Origin of the sequence: Salmonella sp. 32070601201500089SM, from assembly GCF_017573605.1 — a bacterium.
In the GTDB taxonomy this organism is placed as follows: domain Bacteria; phylum Pseudomonadota; class Gammaproteobacteria; order Enterobacterales; family Enterobacteriaceae; genus Salmonella; species Salmonella enterica.
This window is the reverse complement of record NZ_JAGETK010000001.1, coordinates 603,682-622,627: the sequence shown is the minus strand read 5'-3', so window position 1 is coordinate 622,627 and position 18,946 is coordinate 603,682. Positions and strand designations below refer to the sequence as shown.

At 53.5% G+C, this 18,946-nt stretch carries 20 protein-coding genes; 13 read left to right on the top strand and 7 right to left on the bottom strand.

Annotated features, from left to right (window positions below; genetic code table 11):
* Window positions 1-7 precede the first annotated feature (7 nt).
* The 9 genes from rsxA (at window position 8) to gstA (ending at window position 9,196) form a co-directional block, all read left to right on the top strand.
* Window positions 8-589: an electron transport complex subunit RsxA gene (gene rsxA / locus J4728_RS03110; RefSeq protein WP_000133179.1), complete on the top strand. Its 582-nt coding sequence runs from the start codon at window positions 8-10 to the stop codon at window positions 587-589.
* Window positions 589-1,167, top strand: coding sequence for an electron transport complex subunit RsxB (rsxB, locus tag J4728_RS03105; protein WP_001092600.1), 579 nt, complete (start codon window positions 589-591; stop codon window positions 1,165-1,167). The genes rsxA and rsxB overlap by 1 nt, the downstream gene beginning before the upstream one ends.
* Window positions 1,160-3,367 carry an electron transport complex subunit RsxC gene (rsxC, locus tag J4728_RS03100; RefSeq protein WP_208211123.1) on the top strand — a complete coding sequence of 736 codons (2,208 nt, stop codon included), beginning with the start codon at window positions 1,160-1,162 and terminating at the stop codon, window positions 3,365-3,367. The genes rsxB and rsxC overlap by 8 nt, the downstream gene beginning before the upstream one ends.
* Entirely contained in the window at window positions 3,368-4,426 is a 1,059-nt protein-coding gene (rsxD, locus tag J4728_RS03095; protein ID WP_023258494.1) for an electron transport complex subunit RsxD, read from the top strand.
* 3 nt (window positions 4,427-4,429) lie between these two features.
* The gene (gene rsxG / locus J4728_RS03090; protein WP_208211120.1) at window positions 4,430-5,050 is read left to right on the top strand and encodes an electron transport complex subunit RsxG; all 621 of its coding nucleotides are present in this window, start codon (window positions 4,430-4,432) and stop codon (window positions 5,048-5,050) included.
* Between the two features lie 2 nt (window positions 5,051-5,052).
* Window positions 5,053-5,745, top strand: a complete 693-nt coding sequence (locus J4728_RS03085) for an electron transport complex subunit E (protein ID WP_001289628.1) — start codon at window positions 5,053-5,055, stop codon at window positions 5,743-5,745.
* Window positions 5,745-6,380: an endonuclease III gene (nth, locus tag J4728_RS03080; protein ID WP_001030325.1), complete on the top strand. Its 636-nt coding sequence runs from the start codon at window positions 5,745-5,747 to the stop codon at window positions 6,378-6,380. The genes J4728_RS03085 and nth overlap by 1 nt, the downstream gene beginning before the upstream one ends.
* 600 nt (window positions 6,381-6,980) lie before the next feature.
* Window positions 6,981-8,486, top strand: a complete 1,506-nt coding sequence (gene dtpA, locus J4728_RS03075; RefSeq protein ID WP_208211117.1) for a dipeptide/tripeptide permease DtpA — start codon at window positions 6,981-6,983, stop codon at window positions 8,484-8,486.
* 104 nt (window positions 8,487-8,590) lie between these two features.
* Window positions 8,591-9,196, top strand: a complete 606-nt coding sequence (gene gstA, locus J4728_RS03070) for a glutathione transferase GstA (protein ID WP_000765727.1) — start codon at window positions 8,591-8,593, stop codon at window positions 9,194-9,196.
* A gap of 58 nt (window positions 9,197-9,254) precedes the next feature.
* Here gstA and pdxY read toward each other — a convergent pair whose 3' ends face one another.
* The 5 genes from pdxY to anmK all read right to left on the bottom strand — a co-directional run bounded on the left by pdxY (window position 9,255) and on the right by anmK (window position 13,829).
* Window positions 9,255-10,115 carry a pyridoxal kinase PdxY gene (gene pdxY, locus J4728_RS03065; RefSeq protein WP_000789736.1) on the bottom strand — a complete coding sequence of 287 codons (861 nt, stop codon included), beginning with the start codon at window positions 10,113-10,115 and terminating at the stop codon, window positions 9,255-9,257.
* A gap of 59 nt (window positions 10,116-10,174) precedes the next feature.
* Window positions 10,175-11,449 (bottom strand): tyrosine--tRNA ligase, encoded by a 1,275-nt coding sequence (gene tyrS, locus J4728_RS03060; RefSeq protein ID WP_000168626.1) that lies wholly within the window; start codon window positions 11,447-11,449, stop codon window positions 10,175-10,177.
* 126 nt (window positions 11,450-11,575) lie between these two features.
* Window positions 11,576-12,232 carry a pyridoxamine 5'-phosphate oxidase gene (gene pdxH, locus J4728_RS03055; protein ID WP_001282334.1) on the bottom strand — a complete coding sequence of 219 codons (657 nt, stop codon included), beginning with the start codon at window positions 12,230-12,232 and terminating at the stop codon, window positions 11,576-11,578.
* A gap of 58 nt (window positions 12,233-12,290) precedes the next feature.
* Window positions 12,291-12,620, bottom strand: a complete 330-nt coding sequence (mliC, locus tag J4728_RS03050) for a C-type lysozyme inhibitor (RefSeq protein WP_001132086.1) — start codon at window positions 12,618-12,620, stop codon at window positions 12,291-12,293.
* 87 nt (window positions 12,621-12,707) lie between these two features.
* Window positions 12,708-13,829 (bottom strand): anhydro-N-acetylmuramic acid kinase, encoded by a 1,122-nt coding sequence (gene anmK / locus J4728_RS03045; RefSeq protein ID WP_208211114.1) that lies wholly within the window; start codon window positions 13,827-13,829, stop codon window positions 12,708-12,710.
* A gap of 271 nt (window positions 13,830-14,100) precedes the next feature.
* Between anmK and slyB the strand changes: the two genes are divergently transcribed.
* Window positions 14,101-14,568 carry an outer membrane lipoprotein SlyB gene (slyB, locus tag J4728_RS03040; protein WP_000597179.1) on the top strand — a complete coding sequence of 156 codons (468 nt, stop codon included), beginning with the start codon at window positions 14,101-14,103 and terminating at the stop codon, window positions 14,566-14,568.
* A gap of 47 nt (window positions 14,569-14,615) precedes the next feature.
* Here slyB and slyA read toward each other — a convergent pair whose 3' ends face one another.
* Window positions 14,616-15,056: a transcriptional regulator SlyA gene (gene slyA / locus J4728_RS03035; RefSeq protein ID WP_000764551.1), complete on the bottom strand. Its 441-nt coding sequence runs from the start codon at window positions 15,054-15,056 to the stop codon at window positions 14,616-14,618.
* Window positions 15,057-15,250: 194 nt separating this feature from the next.
* Between slyA and J4728_RS03030 the strand changes: the two genes are divergently transcribed.
* The 3 genes from J4728_RS03030 to J4728_RS03020 are packed head-to-tail and all read left to right on the top strand — an operon-like array spanning window position 15,251 to window position 18,389.
* On the top strand, window positions 15,251-15,487 hold the full coding sequence (locus tag J4728_RS03030) for a DUF1656 domain-containing protein (protein WP_000649755.1): 237 nt from the start codon (window positions 15,251-15,253) through the stop codon (window positions 15,485-15,487).
* Between the two features lie 2 nt (window positions 15,488-15,489).
* Window positions 15,490-16,350: an HlyD family secretion protein gene (locus J4728_RS03025; RefSeq protein WP_001520441.1), complete on the top strand. Its 861-nt coding sequence runs from the start codon at window positions 15,490-15,492 to the stop codon at window positions 16,348-16,350.
* Window positions 16,350-18,389, top strand: a complete 2,040-nt coding sequence (locus tag J4728_RS03020; protein WP_208211112.1) for an FUSC family protein — start codon at window positions 16,350-16,352, stop codon at window positions 18,387-18,389. The genes J4728_RS03025 and J4728_RS03020 overlap by 1 nt, the downstream gene beginning before the upstream one ends.
* On the opposite strand, the gene sodC2 is transcribed toward J4728_RS03020, so the two are convergent.
* A complete protein-coding gene (gene sodC2 / locus J4728_RS03015; protein ID WP_000826818.1) occupies window positions 18,365-18,886 on the bottom strand; it encodes a superoxide dismutase [Cu-Zn] SodC2 in 522 nt (173 codons plus the stop codon). The genes J4728_RS03020 and sodC2 overlap by 25 nt on opposite strands.
* Between the last annotated feature and the right edge of the window lie 60 nt (window positions 18,887-18,946).

Genomic DNA, 18,946 nt, shown 5'->3' with positions numbered 1-18,946 from the left:
CCGAAACATGACTGATTACCTGCTGCTCTTTGTCGGAACTGTACTGGTCAATAACTTTGTACTGGTCAAATTCCTGGGCCTTTGTCCCTTTATGGGCGTATCCAAAAAACTGGAAACCGCCATGGGGATGGGCCTCGCGACGACCTTTGTCATGACGCTGGCGTCGATATGCGCCTGGCTTATCGACACCTGGATACTTATTCCGCTGGATCTGATTTATCTGCGGACGCTGGCCTTTATCCTCGTCATTGCTGTGGTCGTGCAATTTACCGAAATGGTTGTACGGAAAACCAGCCCGGCGTTATACCGCTTGTTAGGCATCTTCTTACCACTGATTACCACTAACTGTGCGGTTCTGGGCGTAGCGTTACTGAATATTAATCTCGGTCATCACTTTCTTCAGTCGGCGCTGTACGGATTTTCCGCCGCCGTCGGCTTTTCATTAGTGATGGTTCTGTTTGCCGCCATCCGCGAACGCCTTGCCGTGGCGGATGTGCCCGCCCCTTTTCGTGGTAACGCGATAGCATTGATTACCGCAGGATTAATGTCTTTGGCCTTTATGGGCTTTAGTGGTTTGGTGAAGTTGTAATGAATACTATCTGGATTGCCGTTGGCGCCCTGACCCTTCTGGGTCTGGTGTTCGGCGCCATTCTGGGTTATGCCTCCCGCCGATTCGCGGTTGAAGATGATCCGGTTGTTGAAAAAATCGATGCGATTTTGCCGCAGAGTCAGTGTGGTCAGTGCGGCTATCCCGGCTGTCGCCCCTACGCCGAAGCCGTGGGTCTCCAGGGCGAGAAAATCAATCGTTGCGCGCCCGGCGGCGAAGCCGTCATGCTGAAAATGGCAGAGTTGCTAAACGTAGAGCCGCAACCATGCGATGGTGAAGAACAGCAGGCCGCGCCAGTACGTATGCTGGCAGTTATTGATGAAAATAACTGCATTGGCTGCACAAAATGCATTCAGGCCTGCCCGGTTGACGCCATCGTTGGCGCAACGCGCGCCATGCACACGGTCATGAGCGATCTCTGTACTGGCTGTAATCTGTGCGTCGATCCGTGTCCGACGCACTGCATCGAATTACGTCCGGTGAATGAGACGCCCGACAGTTGGAAATGGGATTTGAACACCATTCCCGTTCGCATCATTCCCGTGGAACAACATGCTTAAACTATTTTCCGCTTTCAGAAAAGATAAAATCTGGGATTTCGACGGTGGTATTCATCCGCCCGAAATGAAGACCCAGTCAAACGGCACGCCGCTGCGCCAGGTGCCTTTAGCGCCGCGCTTCGTTATCCCCTTAAAACAGCACATTGGCGCTGAGGGCGAGCTGTGCGTTAGCGTCGGCGATCGCGTGCTACGCGGCCAGGCGCTTACCCGTGGACGTGGGAGAATGCTGCCGGTACACGCGCCCACCTCCGGGACGGTTATCGCTATTGCCCCCCACTCGACGGCACATCCTTCGGCGCTGGCGGAGTTAAGCGTCATCATTGATGCCGACGGCGAAGACCGCTGGATTGAACGCGAGGGCTGGTCTGATTACCGCGCCCACAGCCGTGAAGCGCTCATTGAACGCATTCATCAGTATGGCGTTGCCGGGCTTGGCGGCGCAGGGTTTCCCACCGGCGTTAAATTGCAGGGCGGCGGCGATAAAATCACCACGCTTATTATCAATGCCGCAGAGTGCGAACCTTACATTACGGCGGACGATCGTTTGATGCAGGACTGCGCCGCGCAGATTGTGGAAGGTATTCGCATCCTGGCGCATATTCTGCAACCGCGTGAGGTATTAATCGGCATTGAAGATAACAAACCGCAGGCTATTTCCATGCTGCGCGCCGTACTGGCTGACGCCCACGATATTTCGTTACGTGTGATCCCAACCAAATACCCTTCCGGCGGCGCAAAACAGCTCACCCAAATACTGACGGGAAAACAGGTTCCCCACGGCGGGCGCTCCTCTGATATTGGCGTGCTGATGCAAAACGTCGGTACGGCTTATGCCGTTAAACGCGCCGTGATTGACGGCGAACCGATCACAGAACGCGTTGTCACCTTAACGGGTGAAGCGGTAAGCCGTCCGGGTAACGTCTGGGCGCGGCTCGGCACTCCCGTTCGTCATTTGCTTAACGATGCCGGGTTCTGCCCTTCCGCTGACCAGATGGTCATCATGGGCGGCCCGTTGATGGGATTCACCCTTCCCTGGCTTGACGTACCGGTCGTAAAAATCACCAACTGCCTGCTGGCGCCATCCGTGACTGAAATGGGAGCGCCTCAGGAAGAGAAAAGCTGTATTCGTTGCAGCGCTTGCGCTGACGCTTGCCCTGCCGACCTTTTACCGCAGCAGCTTTATTGGTTCAGCAAAGGGCAGCAGCATGACAAGGCTACCGCTCACCATATTGCTGATTGTATAGAATGCGGCGCCTGCGCCTGGGTCTGCCCGAGTAATATTCCGCTCGTCCAATATTTCCGTCAGGAAAAAGCGGAGATTAATGCGATCAGGCTTGAAGAAAAACGCGCCGCCGAAGCCAAAGCACGTTTTGAGGCTCGTCAGGCAAGACTGGAGCGCGAAAAAGCCGCCCGCCTTGCACGTCATAAGAGCGCAGCGGTACAACCAGCGGCAAAAGATCAGGATGCCATTGCCGCTGCGCTGGCGCGGGTAAAAGAGAAACAGGCGCAGGCCACGCAACCGGTGGTTATTCAGGCGGGTAGTCTGCCAGACAATAGCGCCGTCATCGCGGCCCGTGAAGCGCGTAAAGCGCAAGCGCGCGCTAAACAAGCCGCTCATCCGGTGGCTGACAGCGCGATATCCGGCGGCGACCCGCGTAAAGCCGCAGTGGAGGCGGCTATCGCTCGCGCCAAAGCCCGCAAACAGGAGCAGCAGGCCGGAAGCGAACCTGCCGAACCGGTCGATCCGCGCAAAGCCGCGGTGGAGGCGGCCATCGCCCGCGCCAAAGCCCGCAAACAGGAGCAGCAGGCCGGAAGCGAACCTGCCAAACCGGTCGACCCGCGCAAAGCCGCGGTGGAAGCGGCTATCGCCCGCGCCAAAGCCCGCAAGCAGGAGCAGCAGGCCGGAGGCGAACCTGCCGAAGCGGTCGATCCGCGCAAAGCCGCGGTGGAAGCGGCTATCGCCCGCGCCAAAGCCCGTAAGCAGGAGCAGCAGGCCGGAAGCGAACCTGCCGAACCGGTCGATCCGCGTAAAGCCGCGGTGGAAGCGGCCATCGCCCGCGCCAAAGCTCGTAAACAGGAGCAGCAGGCCGGAAGCGAACCTGCCGAACCGGCCGACCCGCGTAAAGCCGCGGTTGCTGCGGCTATCGCCCGCGTTCAGGCAAAAAAAGCAGCACAGCAGCAGGTTGTTAACGAGGATTAAATGGTATTCAGAATCGCAAGCTCGCCTTATACCCATAACCAGCGCCAGACATCGCGAATCATGTTGCTGGTAGTAATCGCCGCTCTGCCGGGGATTGCCGCGCAGACGTGGTTTTTTGGTTGGGGAACGCTTTTCCAGATCGTTCTGGCTGCTATCACGGCGCTCGTCGCAGAAGCCATTGTCCTCAGGCTGCGCAAACAATCGGTCGCCAGTCACCTGCAGGATTATTCCGCGTTATTGACGGGGCTTTTGCTGGCGGTCAGCATCCCTCCGCTTGCGCCTTGGTGGATGGTCGTGCTGGGAACCGGATTCGCCATTATTATCGCTAAACAGTTATATGGCGGGCTGGGACAAAACCCCTTTAATCCGGCCATGATCGGTTACGTGGTGCTATTAATTTCCTTTCCGGTACAAATGACAAGCTGGTTGCCGCCTTATGAAATAGCCGCAACAACGCCCGATATGCTGGACACGTTACGGATGATTTTTAGCGGGCATACCGCCAGCGGCGGCGATATGACGCTGCTACGTATCGGTATTGACGGTATCAGCCAGGCTACGCCGCTGGATACGTTTAAAACGTCCTTGCGCGCCGGACATTCCGTTGAGCAAATTATGCAGTACCCGATATACAGCGGCGCGCTGGCCGGCGTGGGCTGGCAGTGGGTTAACCTCGCCTGGCTTGTCGGCGGCGTATTCCTGCTGTGGCAAAAAGCTATCCGCTGGCATATCCCGGTCAGTTTTCTGCTGACGCTGGCGCTATGCGCCGCGTTAGGTTGGCTTTTCTCGCCCGCTACGCTGGCCTCGCCGCAGCTTCATCTGCTGTCAGGCGCCACCATGCTGGGTGCATTTTTTATCTTAACGGATCCGGTTACCGCCTCCACGACCAACCGTGGACGTTTAATTTTCGGCGCGCTGGCTGGGGTATTAGTGTGGCTGATTCGTAGCTTCGGCGGCTATCCGGACGGCGTTGCTTTTGCTGTCCTGTTGGCGAATATCACGGTTCCTCTGATCGACTACTACACGCGCCCCCGCGTCTATGGACATCGCAAAGGATAAACCATGCTGAAAACGATTCGTAAACACGGTATTACGCTGGCGCTTTTTGCCGCAGGCTCTACGGGATTGACCGCGGTGATTAATCAGATGACAAAATCAACCATCCACGAACAAGCGCTGCAACAACAACATGCCCTGTTCGATCAGGTATTGCCGCCAGATCGTTACAATAATAATCTGCAAGAGAGTTGTTATCTGGTCGATGCGCCCGCCCTCGGCAAAGGCACACACCGTGTTTTTATCGCTCGCAAGGATGATAAACCCGTAGCGGCCATCATTGAGGCTACCGCGCCAGATGGCTATTCCGGCGCTATCCAGCTTATTGTTAGCGCAGATTTCAACGGTACCGTCCTGGGGACGCGTGTGACGGAACATCATGAGACGCCAGGGTTAGGTGATAAAATTGAGCGCCGTTTGTCTGACTGGATTACCCACTTTAGCGGTAAAACCATCAGTGGTGAAAATGATACGCACTGGGCGGTGAAAAAAGATGGCGGTGATTTTGATCAATTTACCGGGGCGACAATAACGCCGCGCGCCGTAGTGAATGCGGTTAAACGCGCCGGGCTGTACGCCGAATCACTGCCCGCTCAGCTCCCCCATTTAACCGCCTGTGGAGAATAGCCATGAGCGAAATAAAAGACATTGTTGTTCAGGGGTTATGGAAAAATAACTCTGCTCTGGTGCAGCTACTTGGCCTGTGCCCTCTACTGGCGGTGACGTCTACGGCAACCAACGCTCTGGGGCTGGGTCTGGCCACAACGCTGGTATTAACGCTGACCAACCTTACGGTGTCCGCACTACGTCGCTGGACGCCGGCAGAAATCCGTATCCCGATTTACGTCATGATCATTGCCTCGGTGGTAAGCGCAGTACAGATGCTGATCAATGCGTATGCGTTCGGTTTGTATCAGTCTTTAGGGATTTTTATTCCTCTGATTGTAACGAACTGCATTGTTGTTGGTCGCGCCGAAGCGTTTGCCGCGAAAAAAGGACCGTGGCTTTCCGCGTTGGACGGTTTTTCCATCGGCATGGGCGCGACAGGCGCGATGTTCGTGCTGGGCTCACTGCGCGAGATCCTCGGGAATGGTACGCTTTTCGATGGCGCGGATAGCCTGCTGGGAGGCTGGGCAAAAGTATTACGGGTCGAGATATTTCACACCGACTCGCCTTTCCTGCTGGCGATGCTGCCGCCAGGCGCGTTTATCGGCCTGGGGCTCATGCTGGCGGTAAAATATCTTATTGATGAAAAAATGAAGAAACGCCGCGCCGAAACCGCGCCTTCCGCTGTTCCGGCAGGTGAAACAGGGAAAGTCTGATGAACAAAGCAAAAAGGCTGGAAATTCTGACGCGCCTGCGCGACAGCAATCCGCACCCCACAACGGAACTCAATTTCACGTCGCCGTTTGAGTTGCTGATTGCCGTGTTGCTTTCCGCGCAGGCAACCGACGTCAGCGTGAACAAGGCGACCGCCAAACTTTACCCGGTCGCCAATACGCCAGCCGCGATGCTGGAACTGGGCGTTGAAGGCGTGAAATCCTATATCAAAACCATCGGCTTATTTAACAGTAAAGCGGAAAACGTGATTAAGACCTGCCGTATTTTACTGGACAAGCATAATGGCGAAGTGCCGGAGGATCGGGCGGCGCTGGAAGCGCTTCCCGGCGTGGGGCGTAAAACCGCTAACGTGGTGCTAAATACCGCCTTCGGCTGGCCGACCATCGCCGTTGATACGCATATATTTCGTGTATGCAACCGAACACAGTTCGCGCCGGGTAAAAATGTCGAACAGGTAGAAGAGAAGTTGCTGAAAGTGGTGCCGAATGAGTTCAAAGTGGACTGCCATCACTGGTTAATTTTGCATGGCCGCTATACCTGTATCGCCCGAAAACCCCGCTGCGGCTCCTGCCTCATTGAAGACCTTTGCGAATACAAAGAAAAAGTCGATATTTGATATGGTCGGAGTGCGTCCGTCACACCAGCGCGCTCCCACCTTCGGCCTGGATCTATTTTAGCCATCAATCATTCCAGTCTCTGTCCTTTTTCTGATGTAATGTGCTTTCGTTTTCCCTCCACGTCAGGTTAATCATTTTTTAATCGCAAAAATTTCTATCTATCCGTGATCAGGATCACTTTGATAACTTCATGTGAAATTTAATGACATCTAAGGTTACATTTACAACCGGATAGACTGACGCCCCGTTTTCACTACAAAACATTACTCTGCCATTTTTTCAGATAATGGCCTATATCACTGCTTTTTACCTTAAATAGCAGAAGATATCGCCTTTCACCCAAACTAATGGCCTTTTTGCAGTGTAAAAATCTGCCATTCTTCAAATGAAGAAATTTAACGCTGGATAACATTTCTGACATCGGACGATTCAACCAGAAGAGTTATATGTAACAGATTATTACAAAGCTCTTGTCTGGAGAGGAAAGATAGTGAACATTACCTGCCGTTTCCCCTCCAATATAACAATCGGACGGATGAGTCTGACTCATCACGCGCCAGACAATCCCTGTTAATACGGGGCGTAAAAAAGAGGTAAAAGTGTCTACTGCAAACAAAAAACCAACTGAAAGCGTCAGTTTGAACGCTTTCAAACAACCGAAGGCGTTCTATCTCATCTTCTCGATAGAGTTATGGGAGCGTTTTGGTTATTACGGCCTGCAAGGCATTATGGCCGTCTACCTGGTAAAACAACTGGGTATGTCAGAATCGGATTCCATCACCCTTTTCTCTTCCTTCAGTGCGCTGGTGTACGGCCTGGTCGCCATTGGCGGTTGGTTAGGTGATAAAATTCTGGGCACCAAACGCGTTATTATGTTGGGTGCCGTGGTGCTGGCTATCGGTTATGCGTTGGTCGCATGGTCTGGTCATGACGCTGGCATCGTCTATATGGGCATGGCGGCTATCGCTGTGGGTAACGGTCTGTTTAAAGCTAACCCGTCTTCCCTGCTGTCTACCTGCTACGCGAAGGATGATCCGCGTCTCGACGGCGCATTTACGATGTATTATATGTCCGTCAACATCGGCTCCTTCTTCTCTATGCTGGCGACGCCGTGGCTGGCGGCGCGTTATGGCTGGAGCACCGCGTTTGCGCTTAGCGTCGTCGGTATGCTGATAACGGTCGTTAACTTTGCTTTCTGCCAGCGCTGGGTGAAAAGCTACGGTTCCAAACCCGACTTTGAACCGATCAACTTCCGTAATCTGCTGCTGACCATCGTGGGTATTGTCGTTCTGATTGCGGTCGCCACCTGGCTGCTGCACAACCAGGATATCGCGCGTATGGTGCTGGGCGTAATCGCTCTTGGCATCGTCATTATCTTCGGTAAAGAAGCGTTTTCCATGCACGGCGCGGCGCGCCGTAAAATGATCGTCGCCTTTATTTTGATGCTGCAGGCGATTATCTTCTTCGTACTGTACAGCCAGATGCCGACGTCGCTGAACTTCTTTGCCATTCGTAACGTCGAGCACTCTATTCTCGGTATCGCGTTCGAACCGGAACAGTATCAGGCGCTGAACCCATTCTGGATCATTATCGGCAGCCCGATTCTGGCCGCTATCTATAACAGGATGGGCGATACGCTGCCGATGCCGATGAAATTCGCCATTGGTATGGTGCTGTGTTCCGGCGCGTTCCTGATTCTGCCGCTGGGCGCCAAATTTGCGAACGATGCCGGCATCGTATCCGTAAACTGGCTGATCGCAAGCTACGGCCTGCAAAGTATCGGTGAGCTGATGATCTCCGGTCTGGGCCTGGCAATGGTCGCACAGTTGGTTCCGCAGCGTCTGATGGGTTTCATCATGGGTAGCTGGTTCCTGACAACGGCAGGCGCTAACATCATCGGCGGTTATGTCGCCAACCTGATGGCTGTGCCGAGCGACGTGACTGACCCACTGATGTCCCTGGAAGTCTATGGTCGCGTATTTATGCAGATTGGCATAGCAACCGCCGTTATCGCCGTCCTGATGCTGCTGACAGCGCCTAAGCTGAACCGTATGACCCAGGACGATGATACCGCTGAAAAAGGCTCTAAAGCCGCTACAGTTTAATTTTCCGGGAAACAACATTCAGGCCGCTAACTGTGCGTTAGCGGCTTTTTTTTTGCTCGTCCCCGCACTACCATACTTTAAACCTCAGCAAAAAGGAGTTACCGATGAAACTGTTCTACAAACCGGGTGCCTGCTCTCTTGCTTCCCATATTACCCTGCGCGAAATTGGCAAAGACTTTACGCTTGATGGCGTCGATCTCGCAAAAAAACGCCTGGAAAACGGTGATGATTACCTGGCAGTCAACCCTAAAGGACAGGTTCCGGCTCTGCTGCTGGATGACGGCACACTGTTGACTGAAGGCGTCGCCATTATGCAGTACCTCGCCGACAGCGTTCCCGACCGCCAGCTTCTGGCGCCGGTAAGTAGTCTTGCTCGCTATCATACGCTGGAATGGCTCAACTATATTGCAACGGAACTGCATAAAGGCTTTACCCCGCTGTTCCGCCCTGACACGCCGGAAACACTCAAACCCGCCGTTCGCGCCGGTCTGGAAAAGAAATTGCAGTATGTGGATGAGTCGCTTTCAGACGACCAGTGGATTTGCGGCCAGCGTTTTACCATTGCAGACGCTTATCTGTTTACCGTATTGCGTTGGGCCTATGGCGTAAAACTGAATATGGACGGGTTAACGCATATTGAAAGTTATATGCAGCGTGTCGCAAAAAGACCGACCGTTGCGGCAGCGCTTAAAGCGGAAGGACTGAATTAATGTCATGTTGCCGGATAGCTCGCTGTACCGCCATCCGGCCTCTTTTTAGCAGCAATAATTACAGCCGCGTTGCGCTGAAGTAATGTTCAGGGTTAGCGATCCTGTCCTGGGCCGCCACGACCTGCAGTTCGTACTCCTGCATCGTTTTGGTGGCGATCATAATCTCATAGACTGCCGCCGTAACGTGCTCCAGCGCCTGCTGCAACGTCGCGCCCTGCAAAAGTTTGACCAGCAATAAACCACTGGTGACATCGCCAACGCCAACCGGCTGACGTGAGCCGAAATCCACCAGCGGACGGCTAATATGCCAGGCTTCCTGTGCCGTCACCAGCAGCATTTCAAAGCGTTCTGAACTGTAACCGGCGCGGGCGAGATGTTTTACCAGTACAATTTCTGGCCCCTGAGCAATCAGTTCACGCGCCGCCTGCACGGCGTCATTCACATTATTCACGCTATGTTTGCTGAGAATTTCCAGTTCAATCAGGTTAGGCGCGATAATATCGCTGGCGGGTAACGCATAACGCACATGGAACTCTGCGACGCCAGGCGCCACGATACAGCCCTTTTCCGGATGCCCCATCACGGGGTCGCAGAAATATTTTGCCTGCGGATTTGCCGCTTTAACCTGGCGCACAATACCGAGAATGTGTTCTCCCTGCTCGGCAGATCCCAGGTAACCGCTAAGTACGGCGTCGCAGTGCGCTAACTGGCCAATGTCCGCAATCCCCTGGACAATCTCAGTCAGATGGCTGGGCGGCATGACACAGCCGGTCCATTTACCATATTGCGTGTGGTTAGAAAACTGAACGGTATTCAGCGGCCAAACATTCGCGCCAAGACGGCGCATGGGAAATTCGGCGGCGCTGTTGCCCGCATGTCCGAAAACAACATGGGACTGGATAGCGAGGATATTCTTCATTTTTTTACCTGAACATCAAAAATAAGGGAGTGATTTCTCACTCCCTGTTACTTAATGCCTTATTTCCAGCAAATCAGACAATAGTTCTTTTTGCCGCGACGTAATAAGGTATAGCGGCCAAACAGACGGTCCTCATCGTTAAAGATGTATTCAGGATCGGATTGTTTTTCACCATTGATAGTGACAGCGTTGGAGGCGATAGTCTTACGCGCCTGACCACGCGACGGCTGGAGTTCGGCGTCTACCAGCGCCTGCATCAGGTCGGCGCCTTTTTCCATTTCAACCATCGGTACGCCGTCCTGCGCCAACTGCTCAAAGTCAGCTTCGCTCAGCGCGCTCAGTGAACCGCTGAACAGGCATTCGGTGATCCGTTTCGCCGCGACCAGCCCCTCTTCACCATGAACCAGGCGCGTCACCTGCTCGGCCAGCACATACTGCGCGCGCGGCGCTTTACCGCTGTTTTTATCTTCTTCTTCCAGGGCATTGATCTCTTCAATGTCCATAAAAGTGAAGAATTTCAGGAAGCGATAAACATCGGCATCTGCGGTGTTAATCCAGAACTGGTAGAATTTGTACGGACTGGTTTTCTTCGGATCCAGCCAGACAGCGCCGCCTTCGGTTTTACCGAATTTCGTGCCGTCAGCTTTGGTGATCAGTGGAACGGTCAAACCAAATACCTGATTCTGGTGCAGGCGACGGGTCAGGTCGATACCGGAAGTGATGTTCCCCCACTGGTCAGAACCGCCAATCTGTAAGGCAACGCCGTGCAGTTTATTCAGACAAGCGAAGTCGTACCCCTGTAGCAGGTTATAAGAGAACTCCGTGAAAGAGATACCCTGATCGTCACGGTTCAGACGCTGCTTCACCGCTTCTTTGTTGATCATCTGATTAACGGAAAAATGTTTACCGATATCGCGCAGGAAAGTCAGCACATTCATGCTGCCGAACCAGTCATAGTTATTGGCCGCGATGGCGGAGTTTTCGCCGCAATCAAAGTCCAGGAATGGGGCAACCTGTTTACGAATTTTCGCCACCCACTCCTGAACGGTCTCTTCAGTGTTCAGTTTACGCTCGGCGGCTTTGAAGCTCGGGTCGCCAATCAGACCGGTCGCGCCGCCTACCAGCGCAACAGGTTTGTGCCCTGCCTGCTGGAAGCGTTTCAGGCATAACAATGGAACCAGATGCCCCAAATGCAAGCTGTCAGCGGTAGGATCGAAGCCGCAATAGAGCGCGATCGGGCCTTGCGCCAGTCGCTCTGCCAACGCGTCTTCGTCCGTCACCTGGGCTACCAGCCCCCGCTCTTGCAATTGTTTAATCAAGTTACTGCTTGCCATCAAAATCTCCATGTATAAAACGACTGCACCTTTGCCGGTACACGACTTTTCGCCAGACGCGAAAGAGACATAGCATAAAACGGCGGATTCATCCGCACCAGTGCTTAAAACAAGATTTTTGCATCTTTAGGGCGCAAGACGGTCGATTTTCCACGCGCCGTCGTCGCGTTGGTATAAAAAGCGATCGTGCAGACGATGTTCGCCGCCCTGCCAGAACTCCATCTGTTCGATACTCACGCGAAAACCGCCCCAGAAGCTGGGTAGCGGCACTTCGCCCTGTTGAAACTTCTGCTTGAGCTCCAGGAATTTGCTTTCGAGGATACCGCGCGCGGAAATCCGGCTGGATTGTTTAGAGACCCATGCGCCGATCTGGCTGTCGCGCGGACGGCTGTGGAAATACCTCACCACCTCAAGTGTGGAGAGACGCTCGGCTTTGCCTGTCACCATCACCTGGCGTTCAAGCATATGCCAGGGAAATAACAGGCTGATACGCGGATTGTGCTCAATTTGATGCGCCTTGCGGCTTCCCAGGTTGGTATAAAAGACCAAGCCTTTTTCATCATAATGCTTGAGCAATACAATACGCTGGTACGGCTGCCCCTTGTCATCTACGGTCGCCACGACCATTGCCGTCGGATCGGCCAGTCTGGCGTCGCACGCTTGCCCAAGCCAGCGCTCAAATAAGGTTAACGGTTCAGCGGGTAAATCGCGGCGACGCAAGCCGCCTTTCGTGTATTCACGGCGCAGATGCGCGATCTGCTGCAATTGGTCGTTATCAGACATGGCGTTGATCAGAAATAATCAGTGGGTGGCGCTATTGTGCGCCCCCATACTGAAAATCTCAACGCTTCGGATTTTGTAACTGACAGTTATTAAGCACAATTCTGTCTCGTTTATAGACCGTGGCGCTCTCGCCTTGCGACCAGAAAACATAAATCCCGTCGGTATAACGCGCGCCCGAGGCCGAGATTCCTTGCTTCAGGGTCAGCAGCTTATTGTCATAAACAAAACTGACCTCTTCACGCGGGTTATTGACTTTAACGGTAAGCGGCTTCTCATCACACTGGTATTCCAGCGTATCCGTTTGCATACGTTCAACAAATTGTTGATAAACGCTACAGCCGGTCAGCAGCACAGGTAAACACATTATTGCGATCTTTTTCATAGGCATATCCCGAAAGCTCTCCTGCTTCTGGAAGGGCAAACGCCCCTTCCTGACCTTGCCAGTTTACCGATATAGGGTCCGGGAAAAATTCAGTTAACTCTGAGTTATTGGGTTAGCCGGGTAAATAGCGCCTAAAACACTGGCTTCTGTAGCCCCCGTCACGGAAGGTAAATTTCCCGGCAGGCCCGCGAGCGTTCGCCAGGCAAGCCAGGCAAAGGCCAGCGCTTCCATATCATCGCCGCTGATCCCCGCCTTATCGGTGGTCGAAACCTCGATACCGGGCAACAGCGCCGCCAGACGGGCCATCACTAACGGATTCCAGCTTCCGCCGCCACAGACCATCAGCCGCTCGCAGCCGCCGTTGAGCAGCACCTGTTGGGCGATGGAGACCGCCGTCAGCTCCGCCAGCGTGGCCTGTACATCGCGCGCGTCTGCGCCAGGGAAAGCCGCAAGATGGCGCTCTAACCAGCCATAGTTGAAATATTCGCGTCCTGTACTTTTGGGCGCCGACGCAGCAAAGTACGGATCGCGCAACATCTTTTGCAGCAATGGAAGAATAACCTGACCTTCTTTCGCCCATGCCGCGTCTTTGTCGTAGGGCTGCGCGCATTGTCGCCAAATCCACGCATCCATCAACATATTGCCCGGCCCCGTGTCGTACCCGCGCACCGCCTGTCCGGGGAAAAGCAGAGATAAATTGGCGATGCCGCCGATATTCAGGACCATACGTTTTTCCGTCGGATGTCCCAACAGCGCGTGATGGAAAGCTGGCACCAGCGGCGCGCCTTGTCCGCCCAGCGCAATATCCCGCCGCCGAAAATCGCCGACCACTGTAATCCCCGTATGGGCGACGATGTGATTATTATCGCCAATTTGCAGCGTATGCGGGGCCTCGCCGGTCGGTTCATGCCAGACCGTTTGCCCATGACAACCAATGGCGACGATATCCCGAGGCTGCAAGCGTTGTTGCGCTAACAGCGCATTAACCGCCTGCGCAAAAAGCCGGCCTAACTGGGTATCCAGCTGGCCGAGTTGCGAGAGCGTAAGCGGCTGTCCCTGGCAAATATCGAGAATGCCTTTTTTCAGATGAACGGGAATAGGCCAGGTGAGACTTGCCTGTTGCGCAACCATGGTTTCATCAATTGCCGCCAGTACAACATCCACGCCATCAAGGCTGGTTCCGGACATAACGCCAATAAAACGGCCCGATTTCATACCTCTTCCTTTTAAGCTGGGTTAAGCCTTAACACTCGGCATAACGTATTTTGTAATGCTATGCCCACGTCACGTTTTTTGCCGTGTCGTCCACGGATATCAATGACCTATCTTTTCTTGCTTCCGACTTCGTTTAAGATTGGTTAATTAACTTCTGATTATGATTTTTACATTCTTTCAGCAGAAGATATGACCTTAACTGCATAAATGCCATATAATTTAGCTATAGGGATACTGACATAGCGTTTCGTGAAGAACAGGAGATGGGTAAATGATTAAACGTGTACTGGCCGTTTCACTGATGGGGTTATCCTTAGCTGGGTGTGTTAACAATGATAGCCTTTCGGGTGATGTTTATACCGCATCCGAGGCTAAACAAGTTCAGAATGTAACGTACGGTACTATCGTTAACGTTCGTCCGGTTCAAATTCAGGGCGGTGATGATTCTAACGTGATTGGCGCTATCGGCGGCGCGGTGTTGGGCGGATTCCTCGGCAACACTATCGGCGGCGGTACGGGTCGTTCACTGGCGACCGCGGCAGGCGCGGTGGCTGGCGGCGTAGCGGGCCAGGGCGTCCAGAGCGCAATGAATAAAACCCAGGGTGTGGAACTGGAAATTCGTAAAGACGATGGCAACACCATTATGGTTGTGCAGAAACAAGGAAATACGCGTTTCTCGGCAGGTCAGCGTGTCGTGCTGGCCAGCAACGGCAGCCAGGTTACCGTCTCTCCACGCTAAACCAGGCTTTACGTGTGGTCACATGGCCACACGTATGCCCCTGCACCTCAATCGTGAGAGTGCAATTCCATAATATTGTGTTCAAGTTTGGCGATAAGTTTAATCAGAAGCTCAATCTCCTCTGAAGAAATCCCAGCCAAAATTTCACCGCGCGTTTTATGAATGACCGCTTCCATCTCAGCGATCAGCGGCTCCGCTTTCTCGGTCAGTTTAATGCGCTTAGCGCGACGATCGCTGGCGCAGGTTTGCCGCGAAATTAGCCCCTTATCTTCAAGTTGATCCAACGTGCGTACCAGCGATGGCTGCTCAATGCCTATCGCTTTAGCCAATTGAATCTGCGACTGGTCAGGCGGCAATTGATGAATATTGTGCAACGTGACCCAATGTGTCTGCGTCAATTCCAGAGGCTTGAGGCGATGGTCAATCAGAGCACGCCAAATGCGCACCAACCGTGCCAGATCAGAACCTAGTGGCGATTCCAATTTCATCTCCTTATAATTAGCTTGCTAAGTTATTATGCTGATTTTAGAATAGTGTGCAGTATTTGTATTCTCAAAACAAATGTATTGCTAAATTTGCTTACCAATAGACATTTTTTCAGACATAGTGCGCACCTGGCACCTGTAGCTTCAGTTTTGGCTAAAACTAAAGCATCGATGTCTGACGCAAAGGAACATTGCTTGTGAAGTGTATACTCAACGCCACAGGATTGCCCTTACAAGATCTCATGTTGGGAGCATCTGTTTACTTTCCGCCATTCTTTAAAGCCTTTGCGCTTGGGTTCGTTATCTGGTTGTTTATTCACCGACTCCTGCGTGACCGGATATACTCTGATGAAATCTGGCATCCCCTGTTAATGGATCTCTCCCTCTTTACGCTGTGCGTATGTCTGGGCCTCGTTTTACTGATCGCGTGGTAAATATGTCGTTAAAAACAATAAAATATTTTTCTACTCTCATTGTCGCCGTCGTCGCCGTTCTGGCCGCGTGGTGGTTATGGAATTACTATATGCAGTCACCGTGGACGCGCGATGGTAAAATCCGCGCGGAACAGGTCAGCGTAACGCCACAGGTTTCTGGCAGCATTACCCAACTCAATATCAAAGATAATCAGTTCGTCAACGCCGGGGACGTTCTCTTTGTCATTGATAAAACGCCCTTCCATATTGCAGAACTTAACGCGCAGGCGCAGTTGGCCAAAGCGCAGTCCGATCTGGCAAAAGCGAATAATGAAGCCGATCGACGTCGACATTTATCGCGTAACTACATCTCTGCTGAAGATCTGGATAGCGCCAATCTGAATGTTAAAGCGATGCAGGCCAACGTAGATGTCGCACTGGCAACGTTAAAACAGGCGCAGTGGCAGCTTAGCCAGACGGAAGTAAAAGCGCCGGTATCCGGCTGGGTGACCAACCTTTCCACGCGTACCGGTGATTATGCCAGCACCGGTAAGCCACTTTTCGCCCTGGTAGATAGCCACTCATTTTATGTAATGGGATATTTCGAAGAAACCAAACTACGCCACATCCGCGAAGGTGAGCCTGCATTAATAACACTGTATAGTGGCAATGTTAAGTTACAGGGTCACGTTGGCAGTATCGGGCGCGCTATTTACGACCAAAGCGTGGAAAGTGACTCCGGTTTAGTGCCCGATATCAAACCCAACGTACCGTGGGTACGTCTGGCGCAACGCGTACCGGTACGTATCGAATTTGACGCTTTACCGCAGGATATCACGCTCGTCTCCGGCACTACCTGCAGCGTAGCCATTGGACAGCGGTAATGAAACTCTCCCTGCCGGCCCTGCGAAATACGCCCTGGTTTAAAGCGACCTCCGGCCAGTGGCGTTACGCGTTGCGCAATACCATTGCCATGTGTCTCGCGCTGACATTCGCTTATTATCTCAATCTGGATGAGCCCTACTGGGCGATGACTTCGGCCGCAGTGGTGAGCTTTCCGACCGTAGGCGGCGTAATCAGTAAAAGTCTGGGGCGTATTGCCGGGAGTTTACTCGGCGCGACCGCCGCGTTAATTATTGCTGGCCATACGCTGAATGAACCCTGGTTGTTCTTATTTAGCATGGCCGCCTGGATCGGTTTTTGTACCTGGGCCTGCGCGCATTTTACCAATAATGCCGCTTATGCTTTCCAGTTGTCCGGCTACACGGCGGCGATCATCGCGTTCCCGATGGTTAATATTGTAGAAATCACGCAGTTGTGGGATATCGCCCAGGCACGTGTATGTGAAGTTATCGTCGGCATCCTCTGTGGCGGCATGATGATGATGATCCTACCCAGCACATCGGATGGTACCGCCCTGCTCACCGCGTTGAAAAACATGCATGCGCGCTTGCTGGAACATGCCAGTCTACTGTGGCAGCCGGAGACTACCGACGCTATCCGCTCCGCGCATGAGGGGGTCATTGGGCAAATCCTGACCATGAACCTGCTGCGTATTCAGGCCTTCTGGAGTCACTACCGTTTTCGCCGCCAGAATGCATTGCTAAATGCATTGTTACACCAGCAATTACGGCTAACCAGCGTGATCTCCAGTCTGCGTAGAATGCTTTTAAATTGGCCGACGCCGCCGGAAAACAGCCGCGAAGTCATTGAACAACTCTTAGCTGAGTTGGCAAAATCGCGCGCGGACAGCTACACCGTGGCGCGGATTATTGCGCCGCTACGCCCGCAGGATGAACAGGATTATCGTCACCTCGCGTTCTGGCAGCGATTACGCTATTTTTGCCAGCTATATCTGCGCAGCAGCCGTCAGTTATATCTGATCGAAAGCGGCGCGCCGGTGGATCAAATCCATATCCGCCGCACTCCCGGCCTTGCGCGGCATACGGATAACGCAGAGGCCATCTGGAGCGGCGTGCGTACCTTTTGCACGCTCACGGTGATTAGCGCCTGGAGTATTGGCGCGCAATGGGAATCCGGGCCCGGCGCATTAACCCTGGCGGCGATCAGTTGCGTCCTCTACTCCATCGTCGCCACGCCGTTTAAGTCGCTTTCCTTATTGATGCGTACTTTAGTGCTGCTGTCCTTATTCAGCTTCGTGGTGAAATTTGGCCTGATGGTGCAAATCACCGATCTGTGGCAATTCTTGCTTTTCCTTTTTCCGCTGTTCGTCACGATGCAACTGCTTAAACTGCAGATGCCTAAGCTGGCGGGACTGTGGGGGCAGCTTATCGTTTTTATGGGCTCATTCATCGCCGTGACCAATCCACCGGTGTACGACTTCGCCGACTTCCTTAACGATAATACCGCCAAGATCGTCGGCGTCGCGATTTCCTGGCTGGCGTTTGCGATTTTGCGCCCCGGTTCCGATGCCGTAAAAAGCCGCCGCCATATCCGCGCGCTACGCCGGGATTTCGTCGATCAGCTTAGCCGTCACCCTTCCCATAACGAAAGCGAGTTTGAATCGCTGACCTATCATCACGTCAGTCAGCTCAGCAATAGTCAGGATGCGCTGGCGCGCCGGTGGTTATTACGTTGGGGAGTGGTGCTGCTGAACTGCTCGCATGTGGTGTGGCAGCTGCGCGCCTGGGAGTCGCGTTCCGATCCGCTTTCCCGGGTGCGGGATATTTGTATATCCCTGCTGCGCGATGTGATGAGCGAGCGCGGCGTGCAGCAACGCCCGCTTGCCGTCACGCTACAGGAATTACAGCGTATCTGCGACACGCTCGCACATCATCATCAACCCGCCGCGCATGAGCTGGCGGCGATTATCTGGCGTTTACACTGTTCGCTGTCGCAGCTGGAACAGGCTCCAGCGCAGGGAACACTGTCTCCGGGTTATTTAATGACGCCGCAGGCGTAACGCGTTCCGCCGCCGCCGAGCGGTTTCGGCTGATCGGACATGTTATCGCCGCCCACATGGATCATGAGCGCTTTATCTTTCACTTCATCAAGAGACTTCAGACGCGGCGCAGTAACCGGTTCGGTGGCGATACCATCATTATTAACGACTAACACCGGGAGGTCGCCCAGATGCCCCTGACCTTCCGGTCCTTCATGCTTACCGGTATTTTGTGGGTCCAGATGACCACCAGCGGCTTCTGCGGCAACCGCTTTGCCGTCTTTAATCGCGGGCTGGCAGCTACCTTTGGCATGAATGTGAAAACCATGCTCGCCCGGCGGCAACGCTTTAAGGTGTGGGGTAAATTTTAAGCCGCCTTCGGTTTCATCGATGACGACGGTGCCGATAGACTGTCCTACGCCTTGCGCCGTCACCAGATTCATCTCTACTTTCTCGCTGGCAGCCTGCGCACCCGCACAGGCCAGCAGCGTCACCATCGCTAAACTTAATCGCTTCATAAAACCTCCGTTACATGTGGTCGCCTGTTAAGTGTAAACCACTGGCGAAAACATGTACGG